The sequence below is a fragment of the Amycolatopsis halotolerans genome, assembly GCF_042647905.1.
Taxonomy (GTDB): Bacteria; Actinomycetota; Actinomycetes; order Mycobacteriales; family Pseudonocardiaceae; genus Amycolatopsis; species Amycolatopsis halotolerans.
The window spans coordinates 18479-41022 of the sequence record NZ_JBHRWI010000042.1 but is presented as its reverse complement, the minus strand read 5'-3'; the positions used below and the strand labels follow the sequence as shown (position 1 = coordinate 41022).

Genomic DNA, 22544 nt, shown 5'->3' with positions numbered 1-22544 from the left:
TGCGGCAACCCTTGCTGTCAGTTCAGGCCGTTTTGTGGTGGGCGGTGCGGGGATCAGGGAAGGATGTAGATCACCGCGAAGAGGCCGACCCACACGATGTCGACGAAGTGCCAGTAGTACGACACGACGATCGCCGAGGTGGCCTGTGCCGGAGTGAACTTGCTGAGCTTCGTGCGGATCAGCAGGAACACGAAGGCGATGAGCCCGCCGATCACGTGCAGGCCGTGGAAACCGGTCGCGAGGTAGAACACCGTGCCGAACGGGCCGGACGGGATCGTCAGCCCCTCCTCGACGAGGTTGTGGTACTCGTTCGCCTGCCCGGCCACGAAGATCGCGCCCATGATCAGCGTCACGATGTACCAGCGCCGCAGCCCGTAGACGTCGCCCCGCTCCGCGGCGAACACGCCGAACTGGCAGGTCAGCGACGACAGCACGAGGATCACCGTGAACGGGATCGCGTACGCGACGTTGAGGTGGAACTCCTCGCCGTGCAACGGCGGCGGCCAGGACGCCCCGGCCGGGTTCTGCGCCTTGACGGTGAAGAACATGGCGAACAGTCCGGCGAAGAACATCAGTTCGCTGGACAGCCACACGACGGTGCCGACACTGACCATGTTCGGCCGGTTCAGCGAGTGGACCCGCTGGCTGATGGTGGGAGCTGCCGTTGTCACGAATCGCATTATGTCCTCTCGTGCGGGCACCCCGCCCGCCGGGTCTGCGGCGGGTCGTGGGAGCTTCGCGTCACACCCGCGCGCGAGAGGCGGACCAGCACCGGAAGGAGCTACTCGTGAGTTGGCTGGAGAAGCTCCGTGACCTGGTGAGAAAGCCGGAGAACGCGGTTCTCGACCCGGACGCGCCCGGTCTGCGGGTCGTCGTTTCGGCGTTCGATCCGGCCGTCGCGGACTCCGCGGTGCTCGCCGATTCACCCGGCTGGGCAAGCGAAGCGCCCGCGGTCCTGGTGCATCACCTCGTCCTTCCGGCGGACCGGATCGAAGAGGCGGCGGCGATTCTCGCCCAGGACGGTTACGACCTGCGCGAGCAGAGCCGCGACGGCGACCGGGTGCTGGCGCACGCGCGGCGGGTGCAGGTGCTGGACGCCCTGCACTGCGCCCAGGAACGGTCCCGGATGGCCGGGCTGGCGCAGCGGCTCGGCGGCGACGCGCCGGGCTGGGAGGCGCGGCAACCGGGTGACTCGCCCACCGCGTCGGCGTGAGATGCGTCTCGGCGGATACGATCGCGGCTGTTCCACCCGTGACGAGACGGAGGCGTGCTCAATGAGCGAGCAGTCCCAGCGGATCCTGGTGTTCAGCCACAAGGCCGAGGTCCGCGAGGCGATCATGAACGCCGTCGGCAGGCGCCCGGCGGCCGACCTCGGCCGCGTCGAGTGGGTCGAGGCGTCCGGCATCGCCGACGTGCTCGCCGAAATGGACGCGGGCTCGGTCGACCTCGCGATCCTCGACGGCGAGGCCCAGCCGACCGGCGGCATCGGGCTGACCCGCCAGCTCAAGCACGAGATCGACGACTGCCCGCCGATCGTGGTGGCCGTCCGCCGCCGCGACGACCGATGGCTCGCCACCTGGGCGCTGTCCGACGCGGTGCTGGTGCATCCGCTCGACCCGCTGACCGCGGCGGAGACCGTCGCCGGCGTGCTGCGCGCCGGGCGGGTCCCCGCCGTCAACGGCGGCTGAGCCCGGTGGGCGCCACCCCGCACACCTGGCCCGCGCTGCTCACCCGGCTCATCGCCGGCGAGGACCTGGCGGGCGAGGACACGGCATGGGCGATGGACCAGATCATGTCCGGCAGTGCCGGGCAGGCGCAGATCGGCGGCTTCGCGGTCGCGCTGCGCGCCAAGGGCGAAACGCCCGCGGAGATCTCCGGCATGGCCGACGCGATGCTGTCGCACGCCCGGCGGATCACGCTGAGCCGCCCGGCGGTGGACATCGTCGGCACCGGCGGCGACCGGTCGAACTCGGTGAACATCTCCACGATGGCGACGATCGTCACGGCGGCGGCGGGCGCGCCGGTGGCCAAGCACGGCAACCGGAGCGCGTCGTCGAAGTCCGGCGCGGCAGACGTGCTGGAGACCCTCGGCGTGAAGATCGACCTGCCGCCCGAGGCGGTGCTCGCGTCGCTCGAGGAGATCGGCATCGGGTTCTGCTTCGCCCCGGCGTTCCACCCGGCGTTCCGGCACACCGGCCCGCCGCGGCGCGAACTGGGCGTGCCGACCACGTTCAACCTGCTGGGCCCGCTGACCAACCCGGCGCAGCCGCGAAGCGCGCTGATCGGGTGCGCCTACGCCGACAAAACCCGTGCCCTGGCGGAGATTTTCGCCGAGCGCGGGATGTCGGTGCTGGTGGCCCGCGGCGACGACGGACTGGACGAGATCACCACCACCACGACGACGTCGGTGCTGGTGGTCTCCGGCGGAACGGTGACGGAACGCACCTTCGACCCGCGGTCGCTCGACATCCCGCGCGCCACGGCCGAAGACCTGCGCGGCGGCGACGCGGCGGCGAACGCGGAGGTCGTCCGGGAACTGGTCAGCGGCAAGACCGGCCCGGTGCGCGACGCGGTGGTGCTGAACGCCGCTGCCGCGCTGGCCGCGTTCACGGGCTTCTCCGATTCGCTCGAGGACGATTTGGCGGCTGGGCTGGACCGAGCACGCCAGGCCATCGACAGCGGGGCGGCAGCGACACTGCTGGACCGCTGGATCGCGTTCTCCTCGGCTGATCGCTGACCTTCGGCACGACCCGAACGCCACATTGGGTGCACCTGCGCATCCAATGTGGCGTTGGGGGCGCACCGCACACTCCACGCAGCTTCCAGCGCACCCTCAGCTCGGTGCATCGCAAGCGCCCCAATGTGGCATTGGGTGCGTCAGACGCACCCAATGTGGCGTTCGGTGCGTCACATGCACCCAATGCCACATTGGGGCGCCCCGGGCCGAGGAGTCAGGAGCGGAAGGCGGTCCGGTAAGCGCTGGGCGTAGTCGAGCGCAGCCGCGAAAACTGGTGCCGCAACGCAGCCGCCGACGCGTACCCGCACGCCGCGGCGATGTCCTCCACCGACAACCGCCCCTCCTCCAGCAGCGCCTGTGCCCGGTCGAGGCGGCGCTCGGTCAGCCAGCGATGCGGCGTCGTCCCGGTGGCGGCGGAGAACCGGCGCAGGAACGTCCGCTCCCCCAATCCGCTGCGGCGAGCCAGCTCCGCGACCGTGAACGGCTGATCCAACCGCCGTTCCACCCATTCGAGCGCCTCGGCGACCACCGCGTCGTCCGGCGCGGCCGTCGCGGGCACCGGCGCCTGCACGAACTGCGCCTGCCCGCCGGCGCGGTGCGGCGCGGCCACCATCCGCCGGGCCAGCGCCGTTGCCGCCGCAACGCCGCGCAACCGCCGCACGAGGTGCAGGCACAGATCCACAGCGGCGACCGTGCCAGCGCTGGTGAACACGCCGTCGTCGTCCGCGTAGAGGGCTTGCGGGTCTACTTCCGCGGCGGGAAACAGGCGACGGAATTCCGGCTCGTAGATCCAGTGCACCGTGCAGCGACGACCGTCCAGAAGGCCCGCGTAGCCAAGGGAAAACACTCCCGCGCAGAACCCGGCCACCCACGCGCCGCGTTCCCGAGCCGCGCGCAACGCGTCCAGCAACGGCTCCGGCGGCGGCGCGGTCCGCGGCGCTTGGGTGGGCACAATCACCAAATCAGCTGACGCCGCGAAGTCGAGATCACGGAGTCCCGAGAGGCCGAATCCGGACCAGCTGGCCACTTCCGCCCCATTCGGCGAGCACACGCCGAAGTCCCAGCCGGGGATGCCGTCCGCGCTGCGGTCGGTACCGAACACCTCGCACGCGACCCCCAGCTCGAACGGCGAAACCCGGTCCGCGAGCAGTACGGCGACCCGTTCTACGTCCATGCCGCCCAGGATGTCACAAGTTTTGCGGTCATTGTCATCTCTGACACTGGTTGAGCGTCGCCGCGAAGGCGAATCTGGAACGCATGAAGAACCCCGAATCCCGCCCGGTCCTGCATTGGTCCGCGGCGATGGCGTTGTCCGGAACGATCGGCGCGGTCGTGCTCGAAAGCGGTGCGGCCGCCCCGGCGGTCGCGTTCGCCCGCTGCCTCGTCGGCGGCGTCCTGCTGGTCGTGTGGTCCCTCGCCCGCGGCTGGTTCCGCGACTGGCGGCCGACCCGCCGCGACCTGCTCCTCGCCGTCGCGGGCGGACTGCTGCTGGTGGGCAACTGGGTGCTGCTGTTCGCGTCCTACTCGCTGTCGTCCATCGGCGTCAGCACCGTCGTCTACCACACCCAACCGCTGATCCTGGTCGGAATGGCGGCGATGTTCCTCGGCGAGAAAGTCGGCCGTTCGCACCTCATGCGAGCAGGCGTGGCGTTCGCCGGAGTTGTCGTGATTTCCCTTTCCGCACAAGGAGATGACGGACACCCAGTCCGGCTCGCGGGGATCGCGCTCGCGCTCGGCGCGGCCCTGCTCTACGCCGGTGAGTCGTTCATCGCGAAGCAGCTCAAGCACATCCGGCCGCATCTGCTCGCCGCGGTTCAGCTGACGGTCGGCGCGATCGTGCTCGCGCCCGCGCTGATCTTCACGCCGCTGCCGAGTTCGGCTCCGGGGCTGCTGTGGCTCCTGCTCCTGGGCACGGTGCACACGGCGGTGATGTACGTGCTGATGTACGCCAGCATCGGCAAGCTGCCGACCACGACGGTCGCGCTGCTGTCCTACCTGTACCCGGTGGTCGCGGTCGTGGTGGACATGCTGGCGTTCGGCCACCGGCTCACCTGGCCCGAAGGCCTCGGGATGCTGGCGGTGCTCGCCGCGGCGCTGGCCCCGCAGCGAGCCAAGGCGGATACGCGAAACGCCCAGCCGGGAATTCCCAGCCGGGCGTCTCGGTGAAGCGGAGAACTCAGTCGTGCTCGGGACCGGTGTGGTACTCGAACACCAGCCCGCCGACCGCGATGAGCAGCGCCACGAGCGCCATCACGAGGAGCCAGATGTGGAAGAACGCGAGCGCGAGGCCGGCGAGACCGGCCGACGCGGCCAGCGCGACCGGCCAGTAGCTGCCCGGGCTGAAGAAGCCCAGCTCGCCCGCGCCGTCGCTGATCTCGGCGTCCTCGCGGTCCTCCGGACGCTCTTCGATCCGGCGGGACACGAACTGCATGTAGCTGCCGGCGAGGAACGCCAGGCCGCCGGTCAGGAACAGCGCGACGATGCCGACCGGCTCAGCCTTCTGGTCGGTGGTGAAGAGCGCGGTCATGACCCAGTAGACGGCGGTCATGAGGACGGCAAACCCCGCCACCAGGTAGAAAATCCGGGCTTCGACCTTCATGGGATTGGTCCCCTGCTCCTTCTGGTTCGCCGTCAGTTGGACGCGGTGCGCGCGGTGCGGTCGGTGTTGAACGGCTTCGTGGTCACCGCGTACGGGCTGCACAGCTCGCCGCAGTTCATCGAAGCCAGCGCCTCGGACGCGGTGTTCGGCTTGCCGGTCTTCGGGTTCGTCGCGGCGCGCAGCTTGAGGTACTGGTCGTACTTGTCCGGGGACAAGGCCCGCACCTCGAAGTTCATCACCGAATGGTACGTCCCGCACAGCTCGGCGCAGCGGCCGACGAACGATCCCTCGCGGTCGATCGAGTTCTGGAACGAGCTGTCCTGGTTGTTCTTCTCCGGGTCCGGCATGACGTCGCGCTTGAAGTTGAACTCCGGGACCCAGAACGAGTGGATGACGTCCGTCGAGCGGAGCCGGTACTCGATCGTCTTGTTGGTCGGCAGCACGAGCAGCGGGATCTCGCCGGAGGAGCCGACGGTGCTCACCTGGGTGCCGTCGGCGCGCTTGGCGGCGTCGCCCTCGTACTTGAACTCCCAGTTCCACTGGAAGGCGATCACGTCGACGACGACGTCCGGGTTCGGCTTCTTGTCGAGGACCTTGCTCTCGGTCGTCGCGGTGAAGAAGAACAGCACGCAGACCATGATCGTCGGGAGGACGACCGTGAAGATCTCCAGCGGGATGTTGTACTGGAACTGCCGGGGCAGGTCCTCGGGGCCTTCGGCGGCCGCGCCCTTCTTCTTGCGGTGGAAGATCGCGGTCCAGAAGATCAGGGCCCACACGATCGCGCCGACGACCAGCGCGGCGACGACCGTCCACGTCCAGAGAGTGCGCATCTGGTCGGCCTGCGGCGTGACGCCCTTGGGCCAGCCGAAGCGGAGGATCTCGTCTCCCGAGCAGCCCGTCGCGGTCAGCGCCACCAGCACGGCCAGCGCGGCGACACGCCCGACCCGCTTACCCACCGGGGTGCGCTCTGGTTTTCCCACTGCGCCCTGCCCTTTCACCCAACAGGCCCTCTCACACCGGGCCTTCTTCGACCGATCTTCGTGACAGGCGGAGCCTAGCCGAGTTGGCCGCTCCCGCTGACCAAGGGGTGACCAGTTGCGCCGCGCGTCACCCGCATTCCCGGCGACGCGCCCCGCCCCGGCATACTGGGCCCTTCCCCGGACCGGCCCGACCCTGAGGTGTGTGAGTACACGTGTGCGGCCTGCTTGGACTGATCTGCGCGACCGAAAACGACGCCGCGGACGCCCGCGCGAGCGTCGGCGCGGCGATGCGCTGCCAGCGCCACCGCGGCCCTGACGAGCAGGACACCTGGGCCGATGCCGAGGTCGTGTACGGCTTCAACCGGCTCGCCTTCATCGACGTCGACCACGCGCACCAGCCGCTGGTGTGGGGTCCGCCAGAGGCTCCCGGCCGGTACACGCTGAACTTCAACGGCGAGATCTACAACTACCGCGAACTGCGCGACGAGCTCGCCGAAAAATTCGGTGCGAAATTCGCCACTGAAGGCGACGGCGAGGCGATCGTCGCGGCATATCACTACCTCGGCGACAAAGCGGTCGAAAAGCTGCGCGGCATGTTCGCGTTCCTGATCTGGGATTCGGCCGAAAAGGTGGTTTTCGGCGCGCGCGACCCGTTCGGCATCAAGCCGCTCTACTACAGCGCCGGCCCGAAGGGCACCGCGTTCTCCAGCGAGAAGAAGAGCCTGCTGGAGCTGTCGGACACGCTCGGCGTCGCGCAGGAGCTGGACCGCAAGGCCCTGCAGCACTACCTGGTCCTGCAGTACGTGCCGGAGCCGGAATCGCTGCACACCGCGATCCGCCGCGTCGAATCCGGCACCTCGTTCCGGCTCTCGCCGGGCGGGAAGACCGAGTTCACCCGCTACTTCCACCCGAAGTTCGCCGCGAAGCCGGTCAACGGCCAAGCCGAGGCCGACGCGCTGTACGAGCGCATCGCCGACGTGATGCGCGACTCGGTCGGCAAGCACATGATCTCCGACCCGGACGTCACCGTCGGCGCGTTCCTCTCCGGCGGCATCGACTCCACCGCGACCGCGACGCTCGCGAAGGAGCACAACCCGAACCTGATCGCGTTCACCACCGGATTCGAGCGCGAGGGCTACTCCGAGGTGGACGTGGCCGCGGAATCGGCCGCCGCGATCGGCGTGAAGCACGTGGTCCGCACGGTGTCGGCGGACGAGATGATGGAAGCGCTGCCGCTCATCGTCTGGTACCTGGACGACCCGGTCGCCGACCCGGCGCTGGTCCCGCTGTGGTTCATCGCCCGCGAGGCGCGCAAGCACGTGAAGGCCGTGCTGTCCGGCGAAGGCGCGGACGAACTGTTCGGCGGCTACACGATCTACGGCGAGCCGATTTCGCTGGCCCCGTTCGAAAAAATCCCCGGCAGCGTACGCAAGCTGCTGGGCAAGGTGTCCACGAAGATCCCCGAAGGCACCCGAGGCAAGGACCTCCTGCGCCGCGGCGCGCTTCCGCTGGAAGACCGCTACTACGGCAACGCCCGCAACTTCCGCGACGAGCAGCTGCGCGCGGTGCTGCGGACGTACGAGGAAGGCGTCGGCTTCAAGGACGTCACCGCCCCTTGGTACGACGTGTCCCGCGGCTGGGACCCCGTGGCCCGGATGCAGCACGTGGATCTCTACACCTGGCTGCGCGGCGACATCCTGGTCAAGGCGGACAAGGTCACCATGGCGAACTCGCTGGAACTGCGGGTGCCGTTCCTGGACGCCGAGGTGTTCAAGGTCGCCGCCTCGATCCCGCTGGACCAGAAACTCGCCCACGGCACCACGAAGTACGCGCTGCGCCAGGCTTTGGCGAAGATCATCCCCGGCCACGTGCTGAACCGGAAGAAGCTCGGCTTCCCGGTGCCCATCCGCCTGTGGCTGCGCAACGAGATGTACGACTGGGCCCGCGGCATCATCAACGACTCGAAGACCGACGAACTGCTGGACAAGAACGCCGTGCTGCGCCTGCTCGACGAGCACAAGGAAGGCCAACTGGACCGCAGCCGCCAACTGTGGGCGCTCCTGGTCTTCATGCTGTGGCACGGAATCTTCGTGGAACACCGCATCAAGCCGGAAATCCCGGAACCGGTCTACCCAGTCAAGCTCTAGCGAAGTCCGTGAGGGGAACCCTGAGGGAATCTGATTCCCTCAGGGTTCCCCTCACGACCCGCCCCCGCCCCCGCCGCCGCAACGCACCCAATGTGGCGTTCGGTGCGTCACATGCACCCAACGCCGCATTGGGGCGCTAGCCCCAGCCCGAAACCGCAGCCCGCGCACCCAACGAGCGAGGCACCCCACACCACCCCCGCACCCCGACACGAAGCCAAAAACGCGGCGCGGAGGTGCTTGTCAGGCATCTTTCCCGCCTTGACAAGCACCTCCGCGCCGTCGTCACAATCAAGCTTCGGGGTGCCCCACGCAACCATGGGCGCAATGTCGCCGCCAGGCGACGAGCCGCCCCCTCAAGCAGGCAAAACCGCCGAAATCTCCTCAGCAGCCTCAGGCCCAAACGCCTCGCGAACCCGCCCCAACGCCTCCCCGCGCTCCAAAGTCCACTCCTGCGTCCCCACAGTCTCCAGCACCAGCACAGCGATCAAACACCCCAACTGCGCAGCCCGCTCCAAACTAAGCCCGCCATCAACCGCGGCAAGAAACCCAGCCCGGAACCCATCCCCAACCCCCGTGGGATCAGCCTTCCCCCGCTCCGGCACCGCCCCGATCTGCAGCGCAGTCCCATCGCGCCCAACGATCTCCACGCCCTTCTCCCCCAGCGTGGTGATCCGCAACCCGACCCGCTCCAGCACATCCGCCTCGGTCCAGCCAGTCTTCTGCAGCAGCAACTCCCACTCGTAGTCGTTGCTGAACAGATACTTGGCCCCCTCCACGAACGCCCGCACCTGCGCCCCGTCCATCCGAGCCAGCTGCTGCGAGGGATCAACCGCGAACGTGTACCCGCGCTGACGGCACTCCTGCGCGTGCCGAACCATGCCCTCAGGATCGTCCGGGCTGATCAACACGAGCCCGAGCCCGCCGACCCGGTCCGAGATCGGCCCCAGCTCGATATTCCGAGACTCCGCCATCGCGCCCGCGTAGAACGTCGCGATCTGGCACATGTCCTCGTCCGTGGTGCACACGAAGCGCGCGGTGTGCGCGACCTCGGACACCAGCACGCCGGCGGTGTCCACGCCGTGCCGCTGCAGCCACGACTGGTAGTCCGCCCAGTCCTGGCCCACGGCTCCGACGAGCACCGGCTGCACGCCGAGCACGCCGAGGCCGAACGCGATGTTCGCGCCGATGCCGCCGCGGCGCACGACGAGGTCGTCGGCGAGGAAGCTCAACGACACCCGGTGCAGCTGCTCGGCGACGAGCTGCTCGGCGAACCTCCCCGGGAAGTGCATCAGATGGTCTGTCGCGATGCTGCCCGACACGGCGATCCTGGGCTTGTCTGCCACCGGTTCTCCTCACGAGGTGGATGAGCTGTCTTTTCGCGCCCTGACGCAAGTTACCCGCTGGTCATGACCCTTCCGGGTAGTTTCCGCGCCACGTTCCGACACTACCGGCCGGTACTCATTTCCCGTTCAACTCCAGCTGAATAGCGTGACGTTCGTGAACCTCGCGACCGAACCGGAAACGATCGGCGACCTGATCGCCGACTGCGCCCATCTCCCGTCCGCGCTGCGCCCCGAGCAAGCCGCCGACCAGGCCCGGCTGCCCCGGCCGAGGGCCGCGCGGCCGTGGACGGTCGACGACGCCTGCCACGCACAGGTCGCCGACCTCGACGCGTACGTCTGATCCAGGGAATCTCCGCGGCAGTCGAACGAGCCGCGGCCGAAACGAACAACGGGCCCCGGCGCGGATGCGTCGGGGCCCGTTGTCGGCTCTGGACTCAGTGGAAGCTGTCGCCGCAGGCGCAGGAACCCGTGGCGTTCGGGTTGTCGATCGTGAAGCCCTGCTTCTCGATGGTGTCGACGAAGTCGATCACGGCCTCGGTCACGTACGGCGCGCTCATCCGGTCCACTGCCACCTGCAGGCCGTCGAAGTCGCGGAACAGGTCGCCGTCGAGCGTGCGCTCGTCGAAGAACAGCTGGTAGCGCAGGCCAGCACAGCCGCCGGGCTGCACGGCGATGCGCAGGTGCATGTCGTCGCGGCCCTCCTGTTCGAGCAGCGCCTTCGCCTTGGCGGCCGCGGCGTCGGTCAACGTCACGCCGTGGGTCTCCTCGGCGGTCTCGGCCGCAGCCGCACCGGTCTGCTCAGCGGTCGTCATGGCACTCCCTCTTTGGTCGAACTCGCTGCGGGTACATCTCGTGTCGTACGTACAACACGGGACTCGCCCGATCTGTTCCCCTCCATCGTCGCATATGGAACGACCTGGTGAACAAAGCCGTGACGCCTGCAATACCCTGGTGAGGTGAGGTTCCTGCGCCGAAGCACCACTGACCCCGCCGCCGACGACTCCGCGGCCGAGGCCGCCGCTGTCGATTCCACGGTCACGAGCAAGTCGTACACGCCGGGAAAGGGCAAGGCCACGCCGAAGCGGCGCGAGGCCGAGGGGCGCAAGCGCGGGCCGGTCGCGGCGCCGCCCACCTCCATGCGCGAGGCGATGAAGCGCAACAAAGAGCTGCGCAAGGCCAACCCGGTCAGCAAGGAAGACCGCAAGGAGGCCGCCCGCGTCCGCCGCGAGCGGATGATGTCGGGCGACGACAAGTACCTGCCGCCGCGCGACAAGGGCCCGGTCAAGGCGTACGTCCGCGACCTGGTCGACTCCCGGCGCAACATCCTCGGCCTGTTCATGCCGCTGGCGATCCTGGTGTTCCTCGCGCTGCTGGTCCCCGCGCCGGCGGTGCAGCAGTACATCACCCTGGTCTGCATGGCGATGCTGCTGGTCATGGCCATCGAGGGCTTCGTGAACGGCCGCAAGATCTCGAAGCTGGTCCGGGAACGCTTCCCGAAGGAACCGTCGACGGCCACGCGCGGCGTCGGCTGGTACGCGTTCGTGCGGGCGAGCCAGATCCGCAAGCTGCGGGTTCCGAAGCCGCGGCTGAAGGCCGGGGACCCGATCCCGGACTGAGCCGTGCGGCACACAGGTCGTTAGCCTGGCGAACGAAACGTTTACCCTGTGGGCATGGAGTTTCGACGTCTCGGCCGCAGCGGCCTCAACATCAGTGAGATCTCCTACGGCAACTGGCTGACCCACGGGTCCCAGGTCGAGGAGGACCAGGCGCAGGCCTGCATCAAGGCGGCGCTCGACGCAGGCATCACGACCTTCGACACGGCTGACGTCTACGCGAACACCGCCGCCGAATCCGTGCTCGGGCGCGGCCTCAAGGGCCAGCGCCGGGAGAGCCTGGAGATCTTCACCAAGGTCTTCTGGCCCACCGGTCCGAAGGGCCCGAACGACAAGGGCCTCTCGCGCAAGCACATCATCGAGTCGGCCAACGCGTCGCTCAAGCGGCTCGGCACCGACTACGTCGACCTCTACCAGGCGCACCGCTTCGACCGCACGGTGCCGCTGGAAGAGACGATGCAGGCGTTCGCCGACCTGGTCCGCCAGGGCAAGGCGCTCTACATCGGCGTCTCGGAGTGGAACGCCGAGCAGATCTCGCGCGGCGCGGCGCTCGCCCGCGAGCTGAAGATCCCGTTCGTGTCGAACCAGCCGCAGTACTCGATGCTGTGGCGGGTCATCGAGTCGCAGGTCGTGCCCGCTTCCGAGCGCGAGGGCCTGAGCCAGATCGTCTGGTCGCCGGTGGCGCAGGGCGTCCTGACCGGCAAGTACAAGGTGGGCCAGCCGCTGCCCGCCGGTTCGCGCGCGACCGACGAGAACGGCGGCGCGAACATGGTGAAGCGCTTCCTCGACGAGAAGACCCTCACCGCGGTCGCGAAGCTGGAGCCGCTGGCGGCCGACGCCGGGCTGTCGATGGCGCAGCTCGCCGTCGCGTGGGTGCTGCAGAACCCGAACGTCGCGTCGGCGATCATCGGGGCCTCGCGGCCGGAGCAGGTCTACGACAACGTCAAGGCGGCGGGCGTCAAGCTCGAGCCGGAGCTGCTGACCGCGATCGACGAGGCGCTCGGCGACGTCGTGATCAGCGACCCTGCGCTCACCGTCGCCCCCTGATCACCGCAGCTGGGTTCGTCCGTGAAGGGCTCCTTGCGGGAATTAGATTCCCGCAAGGAGCCCTTCACGGACCTCCCGCGGGCGCTGCGGCGGTTACGGAGAAGGCCGCAGCAGAAACCGCTCCGCCACCGCGAGGTCGTGCGGATAGGTGATCTTCACGTTCTCCGCGCTGCCGGGCACCCACCGCACCGGCAGCGCGGAGAATCGCTCCATGCACGAGGCCGTGTCCGTGCCGAGAAAGCCTTCCGCGGCAGCCTGTTCGTAAGCCGCCAGCAGCGGTTGCGCCCGGAAGCCCTGCGGGGTCTGCACCCGGATCGCGCCCGGCAACGGGCCCGCCACCTTGTCCGGTCCGGCCATCGAGACCACGTCGTCCGCGGCCAAGCCCGGTACCGCTCCCCCGTCTTCCCGGGTCCGTTCCAGCACCGCGGAGATCAGCTCCGGCGTCACCAGCGGGCGGGCCCCGTCGTGCAGCAGCACGGAATCCACTGTCCCGTCGGCGATCCGCGGCGCGAGATGGCGCAGCGCGTTCAGCTCGGAGGCCTGCCGCGTCGCGCCGCCGGGCACGATCTCGACCGGCGCGGACAGCCCGGCGAGCACTTCCTCGGCCAGCGGCGCGTCCTCGGGCCGGATCACCAGCACCAGCACGCCGATCCCGGCCGCCGCGGCGAACGCGTCCAGCGACCACGCCACCACGCGCCTGCCCGCCACCGGCAGGTAGACCTTGTTCAGCGCGGCCCCGACCCGGGTCCCCGCACCACTGGCCAGCACGACCCCGGCCGCCGTCGATTCCCGCACGCCGACCGACCCTAAGGGCCCCGCCCCCACGGCGGTAGGTTGGGCCCCGGGACGCCCAGCGGCGAAAGGAAACCTGGCTGTGGACACCGGCGAAACGGGCATCGAGTTCGGCGAGATCGAACCGCCGAGCGACCAGGCCCGGTCGGGCGCGATCGCGCTGCACGACAAGCTCGTCAAACCCGCGGGCTCGCTCGGCAGGCTGGAAGAGCTGGGCGTGTGGATCTCCTCGTGCCAGGGCCAGGCCCCGCCGCGGCCGTTCACCCGGCCGCGCGTCGTCGTGTTCGCCGGCGATCACGGCATCGCGCAGAAGGGCGTCTCGGCGTATCCGCGGGAGGTCACCTCGCAGCTCGTCGGCACCATGCTGACCGGCGGCGCGGCGATCAACGTGCTCGCCGCGGCGGCGGGCGCGGGCGTGCGCGTGGTCGACATGGCCGTGGACACCGAGGAATCCGCGATGCGGTCGATCGGCGAGTTCAAGGTGCGCCGCGGTTCCGGCTCGATCGACGTCGAGGACGCGCTCACCGACGCTGAAGTACGCGCAGCGGTCAATGCCGGCCGCAAGATCGCCGACGCGGAGGTCGACGGCGGTGCCGACCTGCTGATCGCGGGCGACCTGGGCATCGGCAACAGCACCCCGGCGTCGGTGCTGGTCGCGGCGCTGACCGGCAGCGAGCCGGTCGCCGTGGTCGGCCGCGGTTCGGGCATCGACGACAACACCTGGATGCGCAAGGCCGCCGCGGTCCGCGACGCGCTGCGCCGGGCCCGTGCGGTGCTGGCGGACCCGCTCGCGCTGCTGCGGACGTCTTCTGGTGCCGATATCGCCGCGATGGCGGGCTTTCTCGCGCAGGCGGCAGTCCGCCGCACGCCGGTGGTGCTCGACGGCCTGGTCGTCTGCTCCGCCGCGCTCGTCGCCGAAGAACTCGCTCCCGGTGCCCGCCGCTGGTGGATGTCCGGGCAGCTCACCGGCGAACCCGCGCACGCGCTCGCGCTGGAGCAGCTGGACCTCGGCGCGCTGCTCGACCTCGACGTCCGCCTCGGTGAGGGCACCGGCGCGGTCACCGCGCTGCCGCTGCTGATGATGGCCAGCCGCGTGCTCGCGGAAATGACCACGCACGAGCAATCCGGCGTGTCCGGCCCGCTCTCGTCCTGAAAGCCGTGAAGGGCTCCTTGAAGGAATCTGATTCCCTCAAGGAGCCCTTCACGGACAGCTTCAGCTGAGCGGGGTCATCCAGCCCGCGGGGGCCGGACGGGTGCCTTCCTGGATGCCGACGAGTTGCTCGCGCAGGGCCATGGTGACCGAGCCCGGCTGCCCGCCGGAGATCGAGAACTCGCCGCCGCCGTGCTTCACGTGGCCGACCGGCGTGATGACCGCCGCCGTGCCGCACGCGAACACCTCGGTCAGCTCGCCCGAGGCGGCCGCCTTCTCCCATTCGTCAGTGGAGATCCGGCGCTCCTCGACCTTGTGCCCGGCGTCCTTCGCCAGCTGCAGCAACGACTTCCGGGTGACGCCCGGCAGCAGCGAACCGGTCAGCTCCGGCGTGACCACGCGGACGTCGTCGCCCGAGCCGAAGACGAAGAACAGGTTCATCCCGCCCATCTCCTCGACCCAGCGGCGCTCGACCGCGTCGAGCCACACCACCTGGTCGCAGCCCTTCTCGACAGCCTGCGCCTGCGCCACGAAGGACGCCGCGTAGTTGCCCGCGCACTTCGCCGCGCCGGTGCCGCCGGGGGCCGCGCGCACGTACTCAGTGGACAGCCACACGCTGACCGGCTTCACGCCGCCGCTGAAGTACGAGCCGGCCGGCGAGGCGATGACCGCGAAGACGTACTCGTCGGCCGGGCTGTTCACGCCCAGTCCCGCCGAGGTGGAGATCATGAACGGGCGCAGGTACAGGGAATCGCCCTCGCGGGTCGGCACCCAGCGCTCGTCGACGGCGATCAGCTCGCGCAGCGAGTCGACGAAGGTCTCCACCGGCAGCTGCGGCATCGCGAGCCGCTCGGCGGATTCGCGGAACCGCTGTGCGTTGGCGTCCGGCCGGAACGCGGCGATCGTGCCGTCCGGCTGCCGGTAGGCCTTGAGGCCCTCGAAGATGGCCTGCCCGTAGTGCAGCACGGACGTGGCCGGGTCGAGGGAAAACGGTTCGTACGGCCCGACCTTGGCGTCGTGCCAGCCCTTCTCGGTGCTGTAGCGCACGGTGACCATGTGGTCGGTGAAGTGCGTGCCGAACCCCGGCTTGGCAAGTACCTCGGCGACGCGTTCAGCACTCGCGGGGCTCGGGTTCGGAACGTGAGTGAACTGCGTCGCTGTCGTCATGCTTAGACAATAACGCTTGGTCGGAAGCACGTTAGTCGGAAGTCCTGTGGTTTTACTCGCCGCGCTGCCCCGCGCTCGCAGCGTCACCCCACTACGATGGACGGCGTGAGCACTCAACCAGCACGCCAAGCCGGGCCGGGCGCCGGGCCGGACGTCAAGACCTTCGGCACCGCGGCCCTGCTGACCTTCGGGGCCGGAATGCTCGGGATGGTCGGCTGGGGCCTGCTTTCCAGCGGGTTCGGCTTCTTCCTCGGCCTGGTCGTCGCCGGGTTCGGCATCTACTGGTGGAAGAACCTGCACGGCCAGGTGATCGCCAGGAACGTGCCGACCAAATCGGTGGTGATCCTGCTCGTCGTCAACATCGTGCTGTTCATCGCGCTGGTCCTGCTGGCCCAGTAGGCCGGAGTCCGGCGGGCAGCTCCGGCGCGGGCCAGCCCGGGTCCGGGCGGAAATCGGTGTGCGTGCCGTCGAACGGATACGCGCCCCGCTCGGCCAGCGCGCCCATCCGTTCGCCTTCCGCGCGCAGCGTGTCGAGTTCGGCGGTGGTGAGCCGCCCCGCCTCGACGGCCGCCTCGGCTTCGTCCTCGTCCTTCCACTTCCAGCCCGCGCCCGGCGTCACGACCAGGTCGAGGATGCCGTCGACGCGGTCCGGGCCGGTTTCGGTGCGCCCGCGCGGGATTTCGAGGTTCACGTACCAGTCGCGGAACCGTCCGTCCGCCTCGAAGAACCACCACACCGACGACCAGGCATCGTCGGGAATCAGCCGCAGCGTCGAGGTGCCGTGCCAGATGTCCGGCACCCGCACGCGCGGCTCGCGAAACCGTTGTTCCAGGGGCGCTTCGCGCAGGCTTCGGCCGTCCGCGAGCCTGCTGCCGACGATCGGCGTGCCGAGCGGGAGCCAGCCGAGCAGCGTCTCGCCGTCGTCGGAGACCACGCGCAGCGGATGGTGCTGGCCGATGCTGCCGTCCGGGCGGACGAAACGTTCGACGACTGTCTGTCCCGGCGCCCAGCGGTGCTCAGTCATGGACGCCACGGTAGCGACGAACCCGCACCCGCAGCAGCACTTCGACGACCGCGCCGAGCCCGGCCGCGAGCAGCACCGCCGGCAGCGGGACGAACGCCGCGGCGGCCGCTGCCAGCAGTGCGCCGACCGCGACCGGAGCCCCGCCGGACGGCGCAAACCGCTGCCGCGCCCCGACGAAAGTCGTGAATGCAGCGGGAAGAGTGGCCAGCACTGCGATCACCGTGAGCAACGGCTGAAGCTGCCCGGCGTCCGCCGCGGAGAGCAGGTCCCGCATCGCTGTCCCGGACAACCCGAGCCGAACCGGACCCAGCTGGAAGAGCGTCACCGCGGTGACGATGACCGCGACCAGGCCCAGAACGATCGCGCGTCCGGTGCTCCGCTCCCCTGGTTCCGGAATCAGGAACGGCAGCAGGAACAACGCCGCGACGACGATCGCGGCCGCGTTCGGCGTCCCGAATCCGCCCGTCTGCGATACCGGAGCGACCGCGAGACACATGGCCACCAGCACCGCCGCGGCGGCCAGCAGCACGCCCGATACCCACTTGACCAGCAGATCCGGCAACCGGAGCCCGGCGAAGCCCGCCGCGGCGACGAACACGACCAGCGCAGCGGCGGCGTATCCGGGCCGCAGCGGGAAGACATACGCGCCGAAGGCTTGCGCGAGCACGACAATCTGTGTCAGCCGGGATAATCCGCCGACGATCCGGGCAGCCGGATCGTCGCCGAGCGCGGGCAGCCGGGAAGCCGCGACCGCGGCCAGCGCGGCGAGCACAACCCCGGCGAGCACCCAAAACCCGGCCCCGGCGGCGCCTGCCGCCAGCGTCACCAGGAGTGCTCCCGCGAGCCGCACCGCGATCCCCCTTCCCCCGTCCGGATGGCTTTGTCATTAGCATGGCTCACGATCGACCGGGCAGATCGCCCGGCACCACCGCGACGTCGCGAGGAGCCAGAAGTGACCGTGCCGAAGCTTGCCCTCTCCGAGAACACGGGTGCGGCATTGGGCAAGACCCGCGCCGACGTCGTCGTGATCGGCACCCTCCAGGGCGAGGACGGCCTCGCGCTCGCCGCCGGCTCCGAGGTCGCCGACGCGGCGTTCGACGGCAAGCTCGCCGAGGTGCTGGGCACGCTCGGCGCGTCCGGCAAGGCCGAGGAGATCGTGAAGCTGCCGACGCTGGGCAAGCTGCCCGCGGGCGTCGTGCTGGCCGTCGGCCTCGGCAAGCCGAAGGACGGGGAGATCACCGCCGAGCAGGTGCGCCGCGCGGCCGGTGCCGCGGCCCGCACGCTGAGCGGCACCGAGCGGGCGTTCGTCACGCTGTCGGCCGTCGACCTGCACGCCGCCACCGAAGGCATCGCGCTGGGCGCGTACGTCTTCACCGAGTACCGCTCGGAGAAGGGCGACGCCCCGCTGGCGAAGGCCGACCTGGTCAGCCCGGCCGAGGGCACCGCGCGCGAGCACAAGGCCACCCTCAAGGCGGCCGGGTTCATCGCCGAATCGGTGATCATCGCCCGCGACCTGATCAACACCCCGCCGAACGACCTCTTCCCGGCGTCTTTCGCGGACCGCGCGAAGAAGCTCGCCGAGGCGAACGGCCTCGAGTTCGAGGTGCTCGACGAGAAGGTCCTCAAGCGCAAGGGCTTCGGCGGCATCCTCGGCGTCGGCGGCGGTTCGTCGCGGCCGCCGCGCCTGCTGCGCGTCAGCTGGAAGCCGGCGAAGGCGGGCAAGAAGGTCGCGCTGGTCGGCAAGGGCATCACCTTCGACTCCGGCGGCATCTCGCTCAAGCCCGCCGCCAACATGGACCACATGACCTCCGACATGTCGGGCGCGGCCGCCGTGCTCGCGTCGGTCGTGCTGGCCGCGAAGCTGAAGTACCCGCTCGAGGTCACCGCGCACATCCCGCTCGCGGAGAACCTGCCCTCGGCGACCTCCTACCGCCCCGGCGACGTCCTCACCATGTACGGCGGCAAGACCGTCGAGGTGCTCAACACCGACGCCGAGGGACGGCTCGTGCTCGCCGACGCGATCGTGCGCGCCGCCGAGGAGAACCCGGACTACCTGATCGAGACCGCCACGCTGACCGGCGCGCAGGTGGTCGCGCTGGGCAACCGGATCTCCGGTGTGATGGGCTCGGACGAGTTCCGCGACCGGGTCGCGGGCATCATGCAGGCCACCGGCGAGGGCGGCTGGGCGATGCCGCTGCCCGACGAACTGCGCGGCGACCTCGACTCGCGGCTCGCGGACATCGCGAACGTCACCGGCCAGCGCTGGGCGGGCATGCTCGTCGCGGGCGTCTTCCTGCGCGAGTTCGTGCCCGCGGACCTGCCGTGGGTGCACCTCGACGTCGCGGGCCCGGCCTTCAACTCCGGCGGCCCGTGGGGCTACACCGGCAAGGGCGGCACCGGCGTCCCGGTCCGCACCATCGCCGCGGTGCTGGCGGACATCGCCGACCAGGGCTGACCCGCTTACGCCCGAATGCCACGTTGGGTGCGCCCAGCGCACCCAATGTGGCATTCGGTGCGTCAGATGCACCCAATGTGGCATTGGGGCCGGCCAAGCCGTGTGGCACGCTCGCGTTCATGCAGCGCGACGACTACCTCGAAACCGCCGTCCGCGACGTACTCACCGCCGACGAGGCCGCCGCTGACCGCCGGATCGGCCACGCCGCGCTCCTCCTCGCGACCGCGGGCGCGTCCGGCGCCGCGGATCGTCTTGTCACGCAATGGCACGCAGTAACCGGCCGCCCGACATCCGTCCTCGCCGACGACGCCGTGCGCGCCCGAGCCTGGGCGATGCTCTTCGAGGCGCGCGGCGACCGTCCACAATGGGCAGACGCCCTCGTCCCGCTCGACCTGGACGCGGAAGAGCAAGCCCACCAAGCACTTCTCGCCCGCCGAGTGTCCGATTTAGACGGTCTCTTCGACGGTTCGCCCGTCGCCGGGGTGGTCTCCGCGATCGCCCCGGAACGACCGGATCCAGTGCGCGACGCACTGGCCGCCGCCGACCTCGACGCGTGGGCCACGCTAGTGGAAAACCACCCGAACCCAGACGTCGCGACGCTCGCCGCCACCCGCCCACTCGCCGCCCGGCTGGCCGCCGGCGCGGACCCGCTCGGCCTCGGCGCGGAGTGGCCGGACCAGTGCGCGGGCGCACTGATCGCCGCGCTGCGCGAACGCCATCCGACCGGCCCGGGCAGCCTGCCGGAACTGGTCGCCGCGATCCTCCGGCTGCGCGGACAACGCGCCCTCGCCCCGGTGTCGCAAGCCGACCTGGCCGCGACTGAACACCGCCTCGGCTTCCGCCTGCCCGACGACTACCGAGAGTTCCTGGCGATCACGGACGGATTGCCCGCGGACGTGGTGTTCCCGCGCCTGCTGCCCGCCCGCGAACTGCGCGCCAACGGCACCGTCGTGATCGTCTCCGACCCCGCCACGGTCCTGCTCACGCACACCGGCGACAGCTGGCGAGCGGTCGAGGTCGACCTCACCTACGGCAGCACCGCGCACGACTCGTTCCGCGCATTGCTGGAACACCATCACCGGCTGCTGGAAGCGAGTGCGTGACTCACCCACCCGCTGAAGTCCGTGAGGGGAACCCTCACGAACCCAGATTCCCTCAGGGTTCCCCTCACGACCACCGCCCGCCGCGATGCGCCCCAATGCGGCATTGGGTGCGTCCCACGCACCCAATGTGGCATTCGGTGCGTCCCACGCACCCAATGTGGCATTCGGTGCGTCACATGCACCCAATGCCGCATTGGGGCGCTAGCCCCCAGCACCCGCCAACCGCACCGACGCACTCAACGATCGAGGCACCCAGCCCCTCCCCCGCACCCCGATACGAAGCCTCCCTGCGGTTCGGGGGTGCTTGTCAAGGCATCTTTCCCGCCTTGACAAGCACCCCCGAACCGTCAGCACAATCAAGCTTCGGGGTGCCCCACGCACGCCAGGGCCGATGTCGCCGCCAGGCGACGAGCCACCCCAAGAATTCAGCCCCGCCGACTACGGCGAGCGAGCACCAGGCTCAGCTGCCCGGGCGGCGCTTCTGCCGTTCGGTGTAGTCGCGCATGCGCTGCGGGTAGCCGACGCGCGCGACCTCGTACACCGGAATCGTGTTCTTGTGCCCGAACCGCTGCGCGGCGTCGAAGCTTCCGATGCGCCGCCGGGTCCATTCGCCGTCGTGCGCGACGAGCACCACAGTGGTGTCGGTCACCGTGGTTTTCGGCTCGACGAAGGCTTCCACTCCGCGACGCGCGGCAGCCCATTCCTGCAGGTAGCGGGTATCGGCCTGACCTCCGGAGCGGCTTGCTCCAGCGGACGGGCCGCGTCTGCCGCGGCGGCGCAACGAGTCGAAGATCCCCACTTCGACCACCTTTCTTCAGGTGAGAGTCCGGCCTCCATTATTCCCGGTGGCGCGTGTGGCCGGTGTCGCAGTGTCGCCTTGGCCCGGCTAGGTCGCAACGCCGATCGGCGTAGTGACAAGATGGCTGTTGTCGCGCGCGCGTTTATACCGGGTGCCGCGGCGACCGAAGCTTCACCCCTATCGCTGCCGAGGAGTTATTGAAGTGAGCGACACCTCCGCCGACCTCGTGATCCTGGGAGGCGGATCGGGCGGCTACGCCGCGGCCTTCCGCGCGGCCGAGCTGGGCCTTTCCGTCACGCTGATCGAGAAGGACAAGCTGGGCGGGACCTGCCTCCACCGGGGCTGCATCCCGACCAAGGCCCTGCTGCACGCCGCCGAGGTCGCCGACGAGGCCCGCGACGCCGAGACGTTCGGCGTCAAGGCCGTGTTCGAGGGCATCGACATCGCGGGGGTGAACAAGTACAAGGACGGCATCGTCTCCCGGCTGTACAAGGGCCTCCAGGGCCTGGCCAAGGCGCACAAGGTGAACCTCGTCGAGGGCACCGGCCGGTTCGTCGGCGGCACGACCGTCGAGGTCGAAGGCACCCGGTACACCGGCAAGAACGTCATCCTCGCCACCGGTTCCTACTCGCGCACGCTTCCCGGCCTCGAGCTCGGCGGCCGCATCATCGCGAGCGAGCAGGCGCTGACGCTGGACTACGTGCCGAAGAAGGTCGTCGTGCTCGGCGGCGGCGTGATCGGCGTGGAGTTCGCCAGCGTGTGGGCCTCCTTCGGGGTCGACGTCACCGTGGTCGAGGCGCTCCCGCGGCTGGTCCCGAACGAGGACGAGTACGCCTCCAAGCAGCTCGAGCGCGCGTTCCGCCGCCGCAAGATCGGCTTCAAGACCGGCGTCCGGTTCACCGGCGCGAAGCAGGACGACAACGGCGTCAGCGTGTCGCTGGAGTCCGGCGAGACGCTGGAAGCCGACCTGCTGCTCGTCGCCGTCGGCCGCGGCCCGAACTCGGCCGGGCACGGCTACGAGGAGGCGGGCGTCCAGATCGACCGCGGCTTCGTGCTCACCGACGACCGGCTCCGCACCAACCTGCCGAACGTGTACGCGGTCGGCGACATCGTGCCGGGCCTTCAGCTCGCGCACCGCGGCTTCCAGCAGGGCATCTTCGTGGCCGAGGAGATCGCCGGCCTGAACCCGCGCGTCATCGACGAGCGCGGCATCCCGCGCGTCACCTACTCGCACCCCGAGGTCGCCTCGGTCGGGCTCACCGAAGCCCAGGCCAAGGAGAAGTACGGCTCGGACGTCACCACGTTCACCTACGACCTCGGCGGCAACGGCAAGAGCCAGATCCTCAAGACCTCCGGCGGCGTGAAGCTGGTGAAGGCGCCGGACGGCCCCGTCGTCGGCGTGCACATGGTCGGCGACCGGGTCGGCGAGCTGATCGGCGAAGCGCAGCTGATCTACAGCTGGGAGGCGTTCCCGGAGGACGTCGCCCCGCTGATCCACGCGCACCCCACGCAGACCGAGGCACTCGGCGAAGCGTTCCTCGCCCTCGCGGGCAAGCCGCTGCACGTGCACAGCTGACGCGCAACCAGC

General features: G+C 69.8%; 24 protein-coding genes. 13 read left to right on the top strand and 11 right to left on the bottom strand.

The window, feature by feature from the left end; translation table 11 throughout:
* Positions 1-53: 53 nt before the first annotated feature.
* Positions 54-680 (bottom strand): aa3-type cytochrome oxidase subunit III, encoded by a 627-nt coding sequence (gene ctaE / locus ACFORO_RS30685; protein ID WP_354750243.1) that lies wholly within the window; start codon positions 678-680, stop codon positions 54-56.
* Positions 681-787: 107 nt separating this feature from the next.
* On the opposite strand from ctaE, the gene ACFORO_RS30680 reads away from it, so the two are divergent.
* The 3 genes from ACFORO_RS30680 to trpD all read left to right on the top strand — a co-directional run bounded on the left by ACFORO_RS30680 (position 788) and on the right by trpD (position 2737).
* Positions 788-1213, top strand: coding sequence for a ribonuclease E inhibitor RraB (locus ACFORO_RS30680; protein WP_354750241.1), 426 nt, complete (start codon positions 788-790; stop codon positions 1211-1213).
* 61 nt (positions 1214-1274) lie between these two features.
* Entirely contained in the window at positions 1275-1688 is a 414-nt protein-coding gene (locus tag ACFORO_RS30675; protein ID WP_377875883.1) for a hypothetical protein, read from the top strand.
* A 5-nt stretch (positions 1689-1693) separates the two neighbouring features.
* Positions 1694-2737, top strand: coding sequence for an anthranilate phosphoribosyltransferase (gene trpD / locus ACFORO_RS30670; protein WP_377875881.1), 1044 nt, complete (start codon positions 1694-1696; stop codon positions 2735-2737).
* A 214-nt stretch (positions 2738-2951) separates the two neighbouring features.
* Here trpD and ACFORO_RS30665 read toward each other — a convergent pair whose 3' ends face one another.
* Positions 2952-3911: a GlxA family transcriptional regulator gene (locus ACFORO_RS30665; protein WP_377875879.1), complete on the bottom strand. Its 960-nt coding sequence runs from the start codon at positions 3909-3911 to the stop codon at positions 2952-2954.
* Between the two features lie 83 nt (positions 3912-3994).
* Here ACFORO_RS30665 and ACFORO_RS30660 point away from each other — a divergent pair, with 83 nt between their 5' ends.
* Complete coding sequence (locus ACFORO_RS30660) at positions 3995-4903, top strand: DMT family transporter (protein ID WP_377875877.1); 909 nt, start codon at positions 3995-3997, stop codon at positions 4901-4903.
* A 10-nt stretch (positions 4904-4913) separates the two neighbouring features.
* Here ACFORO_RS30660 and ACFORO_RS30655 read toward each other — a convergent pair whose 3' ends face one another.
* Positions 4914-5336: a cytochrome c oxidase subunit 4 gene (locus ACFORO_RS30655; RefSeq protein WP_377875875.1), complete on the bottom strand. Its 423-nt coding sequence runs from the start codon at positions 5334-5336 to the stop codon at positions 4914-4916.
* 32 nt (positions 5337-5368) lie between these two features.
* Positions 5369-6316 (bottom strand): aa3-type cytochrome oxidase subunit II, encoded by a 948-nt coding sequence (ctaC, locus tag ACFORO_RS30650; RefSeq protein ID WP_354750229.1) that lies wholly within the window; start codon positions 6314-6316, stop codon positions 5369-5371.
* A 212-nt stretch (positions 6317-6528) separates the two neighbouring features.
* Between ctaC and asnB the strand changes: the two genes are divergently transcribed.
* The gene (asnB, locus tag ACFORO_RS30645) at positions 6529-8463 is read left to right on the top strand and encodes an asparagine synthase (glutamine-hydrolyzing) (RefSeq protein ID WP_354750227.1); all 1935 of its coding nucleotides are present in this window, start codon (positions 6529-6531) and stop codon (positions 8461-8463) included.
* A 353-nt stretch (positions 8464-8816) separates the two neighbouring features.
* Here the strand turns inward: asnB and ACFORO_RS30640 are convergent, their stop codons facing one another.
* A complete protein-coding gene (locus tag ACFORO_RS30640) occupies positions 8817-9806 on the bottom strand; it encodes a carbohydrate kinase family protein (protein WP_377869723.1) in 990 nt (329 codons plus the stop codon).
* Positions 9807-9960: 154 nt separating this feature from the next.
* Between ACFORO_RS30640 and ACFORO_RS30635 the strand changes: the two genes are divergently transcribed.
* Positions 9961-10146 (top strand): hypothetical protein, encoded by a 186-nt coding sequence (locus ACFORO_RS30635; RefSeq protein WP_354751101.1) that lies wholly within the window; start codon positions 9961-9963, stop codon positions 10144-10146.
* A gap of 94 nt (positions 10147-10240) precedes the next feature.
* On the opposite strand, the gene ACFORO_RS30630 is transcribed toward ACFORO_RS30635, so the two are convergent.
* Positions 10241-10618, bottom strand: a complete 378-nt coding sequence (locus tag ACFORO_RS30630; RefSeq protein ID WP_116203874.1) for a HesB/IscA family protein — start codon at positions 10616-10618, stop codon at positions 10241-10243.
* A 144-nt stretch (positions 10619-10762) separates the two neighbouring features.
* On the opposite strand from ACFORO_RS30630, the gene ACFORO_RS30625 reads away from it, so the two are divergent.
* Together ACFORO_RS30625 and ACFORO_RS30620 are read left to right on the top strand one after the other, a co-directional pair.
* Positions 10763-11422 (top strand): DUF3043 domain-containing protein, encoded by a 660-nt coding sequence (locus ACFORO_RS30625; RefSeq protein ID WP_377869722.1) that lies wholly within the window; start codon positions 10763-10765, stop codon positions 11420-11422.
* 54 nt (positions 11423-11476) lie between these two features.
* A complete protein-coding gene (locus ACFORO_RS30620) occupies positions 11477-12466 on the top strand; it encodes an aldo/keto reductase family protein (protein ID WP_354751103.1) in 990 nt (329 codons plus the stop codon).
* 93 nt (positions 12467-12559) lie between these two features.
* On the opposite strand, the gene ACFORO_RS30615 is transcribed toward ACFORO_RS30620, so the two are convergent.
* Entirely contained in the window at positions 12560-13261 is a 702-nt protein-coding gene (locus ACFORO_RS30615; protein WP_377869721.1) for an IspD/TarI family cytidylyltransferase, read from the bottom strand.
* Between the two features lie 79 nt (positions 13262-13340).
* On the opposite strand from ACFORO_RS30615, the gene cobT reads away from it, so the two are divergent.
* Positions 13341-14411, top strand: coding sequence for a nicotinate-nucleotide--dimethylbenzimidazole phosphoribosyltransferase (gene cobT, locus ACFORO_RS30610; RefSeq protein ID WP_354751105.1), 1071 nt, complete (start codon positions 13341-13343; stop codon positions 14409-14411).
* A 60-nt stretch (positions 14412-14471) separates the two neighbouring features.
* On the opposite strand, the gene ACFORO_RS30605 is transcribed toward cobT, so the two are convergent.
* Positions 14472-15575 carry a branched-chain amino acid aminotransferase gene (locus ACFORO_RS30605; protein ID WP_377869720.1) on the bottom strand — a complete coding sequence of 368 codons (1104 nt, stop codon included), beginning with the start codon at positions 15573-15575 and terminating at the stop codon, positions 14472-14474.
* Positions 15576-15671: 96 nt separating this feature from the next.
* On the opposite strand from ACFORO_RS30605, the gene ACFORO_RS30600 reads away from it, so the two are divergent.
* A complete protein-coding gene (locus ACFORO_RS30600) occupies positions 15672-15974 on the top strand; it encodes a hypothetical protein (RefSeq protein WP_354751107.1) in 303 nt (100 codons plus the stop codon).
* On the opposite strand, the gene ACFORO_RS30595 is transcribed toward ACFORO_RS30600, so the two are convergent.
* Complete coding sequence (locus ACFORO_RS30595; protein WP_377869719.1) at positions 15946-16599, bottom strand: DUF402 domain-containing protein; 654 nt, start codon at positions 16597-16599, stop codon at positions 15946-15948. The genes ACFORO_RS30600 and ACFORO_RS30595 overlap by 29 nt on opposite strands.
* Positions 16592-17449 carry a sulfatase gene (locus ACFORO_RS30590; protein WP_377869718.1) on the bottom strand — a complete coding sequence of 286 codons (858 nt, stop codon included), beginning with the start codon at positions 17447-17449 and terminating at the stop codon, positions 16592-16594. The genes ACFORO_RS30595 and ACFORO_RS30590 overlap by 8 nt, the downstream gene beginning before the upstream one ends.
* 102 nt (positions 17450-17551) lie before the next feature.
* Between ACFORO_RS30590 and ACFORO_RS30585 the strand changes: the two genes are divergently transcribed.
* Positions 17552-19054 carry a leucyl aminopeptidase gene (locus ACFORO_RS30585; RefSeq protein WP_377869717.1) on the top strand — a complete coding sequence of 501 codons (1503 nt, stop codon included), beginning with the start codon at positions 17552-17554 and terminating at the stop codon, positions 19052-19054.
* Positions 19055-19173: 119 nt separating this feature from the next.
* Positions 19174-20157: an SMI1/KNR4 family protein gene (locus tag ACFORO_RS30580; protein WP_377869716.1), complete on the top strand. Its 984-nt coding sequence runs from the start codon at positions 19174-19176 to the stop codon at positions 20155-20157.
* A gap of 460 nt (positions 20158-20617) precedes the next feature.
* On the opposite strand, the gene ACFORO_RS30575 is transcribed toward ACFORO_RS30580, so the two are convergent.
* Positions 20618-20965, bottom strand: a complete 348-nt coding sequence (locus ACFORO_RS30575; RefSeq protein WP_377869715.1) for an oxidoreductase — start codon at positions 20963-20965, stop codon at positions 20618-20620.
* A gap of 193 nt (positions 20966-21158) precedes the next feature.
* Here ACFORO_RS30575 and lpdA point away from each other — a divergent pair, with 193 nt between their 5' ends.
* Positions 21159-22532 carry a dihydrolipoyl dehydrogenase gene (lpdA, locus tag ACFORO_RS30570; protein ID WP_377869714.1) on the top strand — a complete coding sequence of 458 codons (1374 nt, stop codon included), beginning with the start codon at positions 21159-21161 and terminating at the stop codon, positions 22530-22532.
* The last annotated feature ends 12 nt before the right edge of the window (positions 22533-22544 follow it).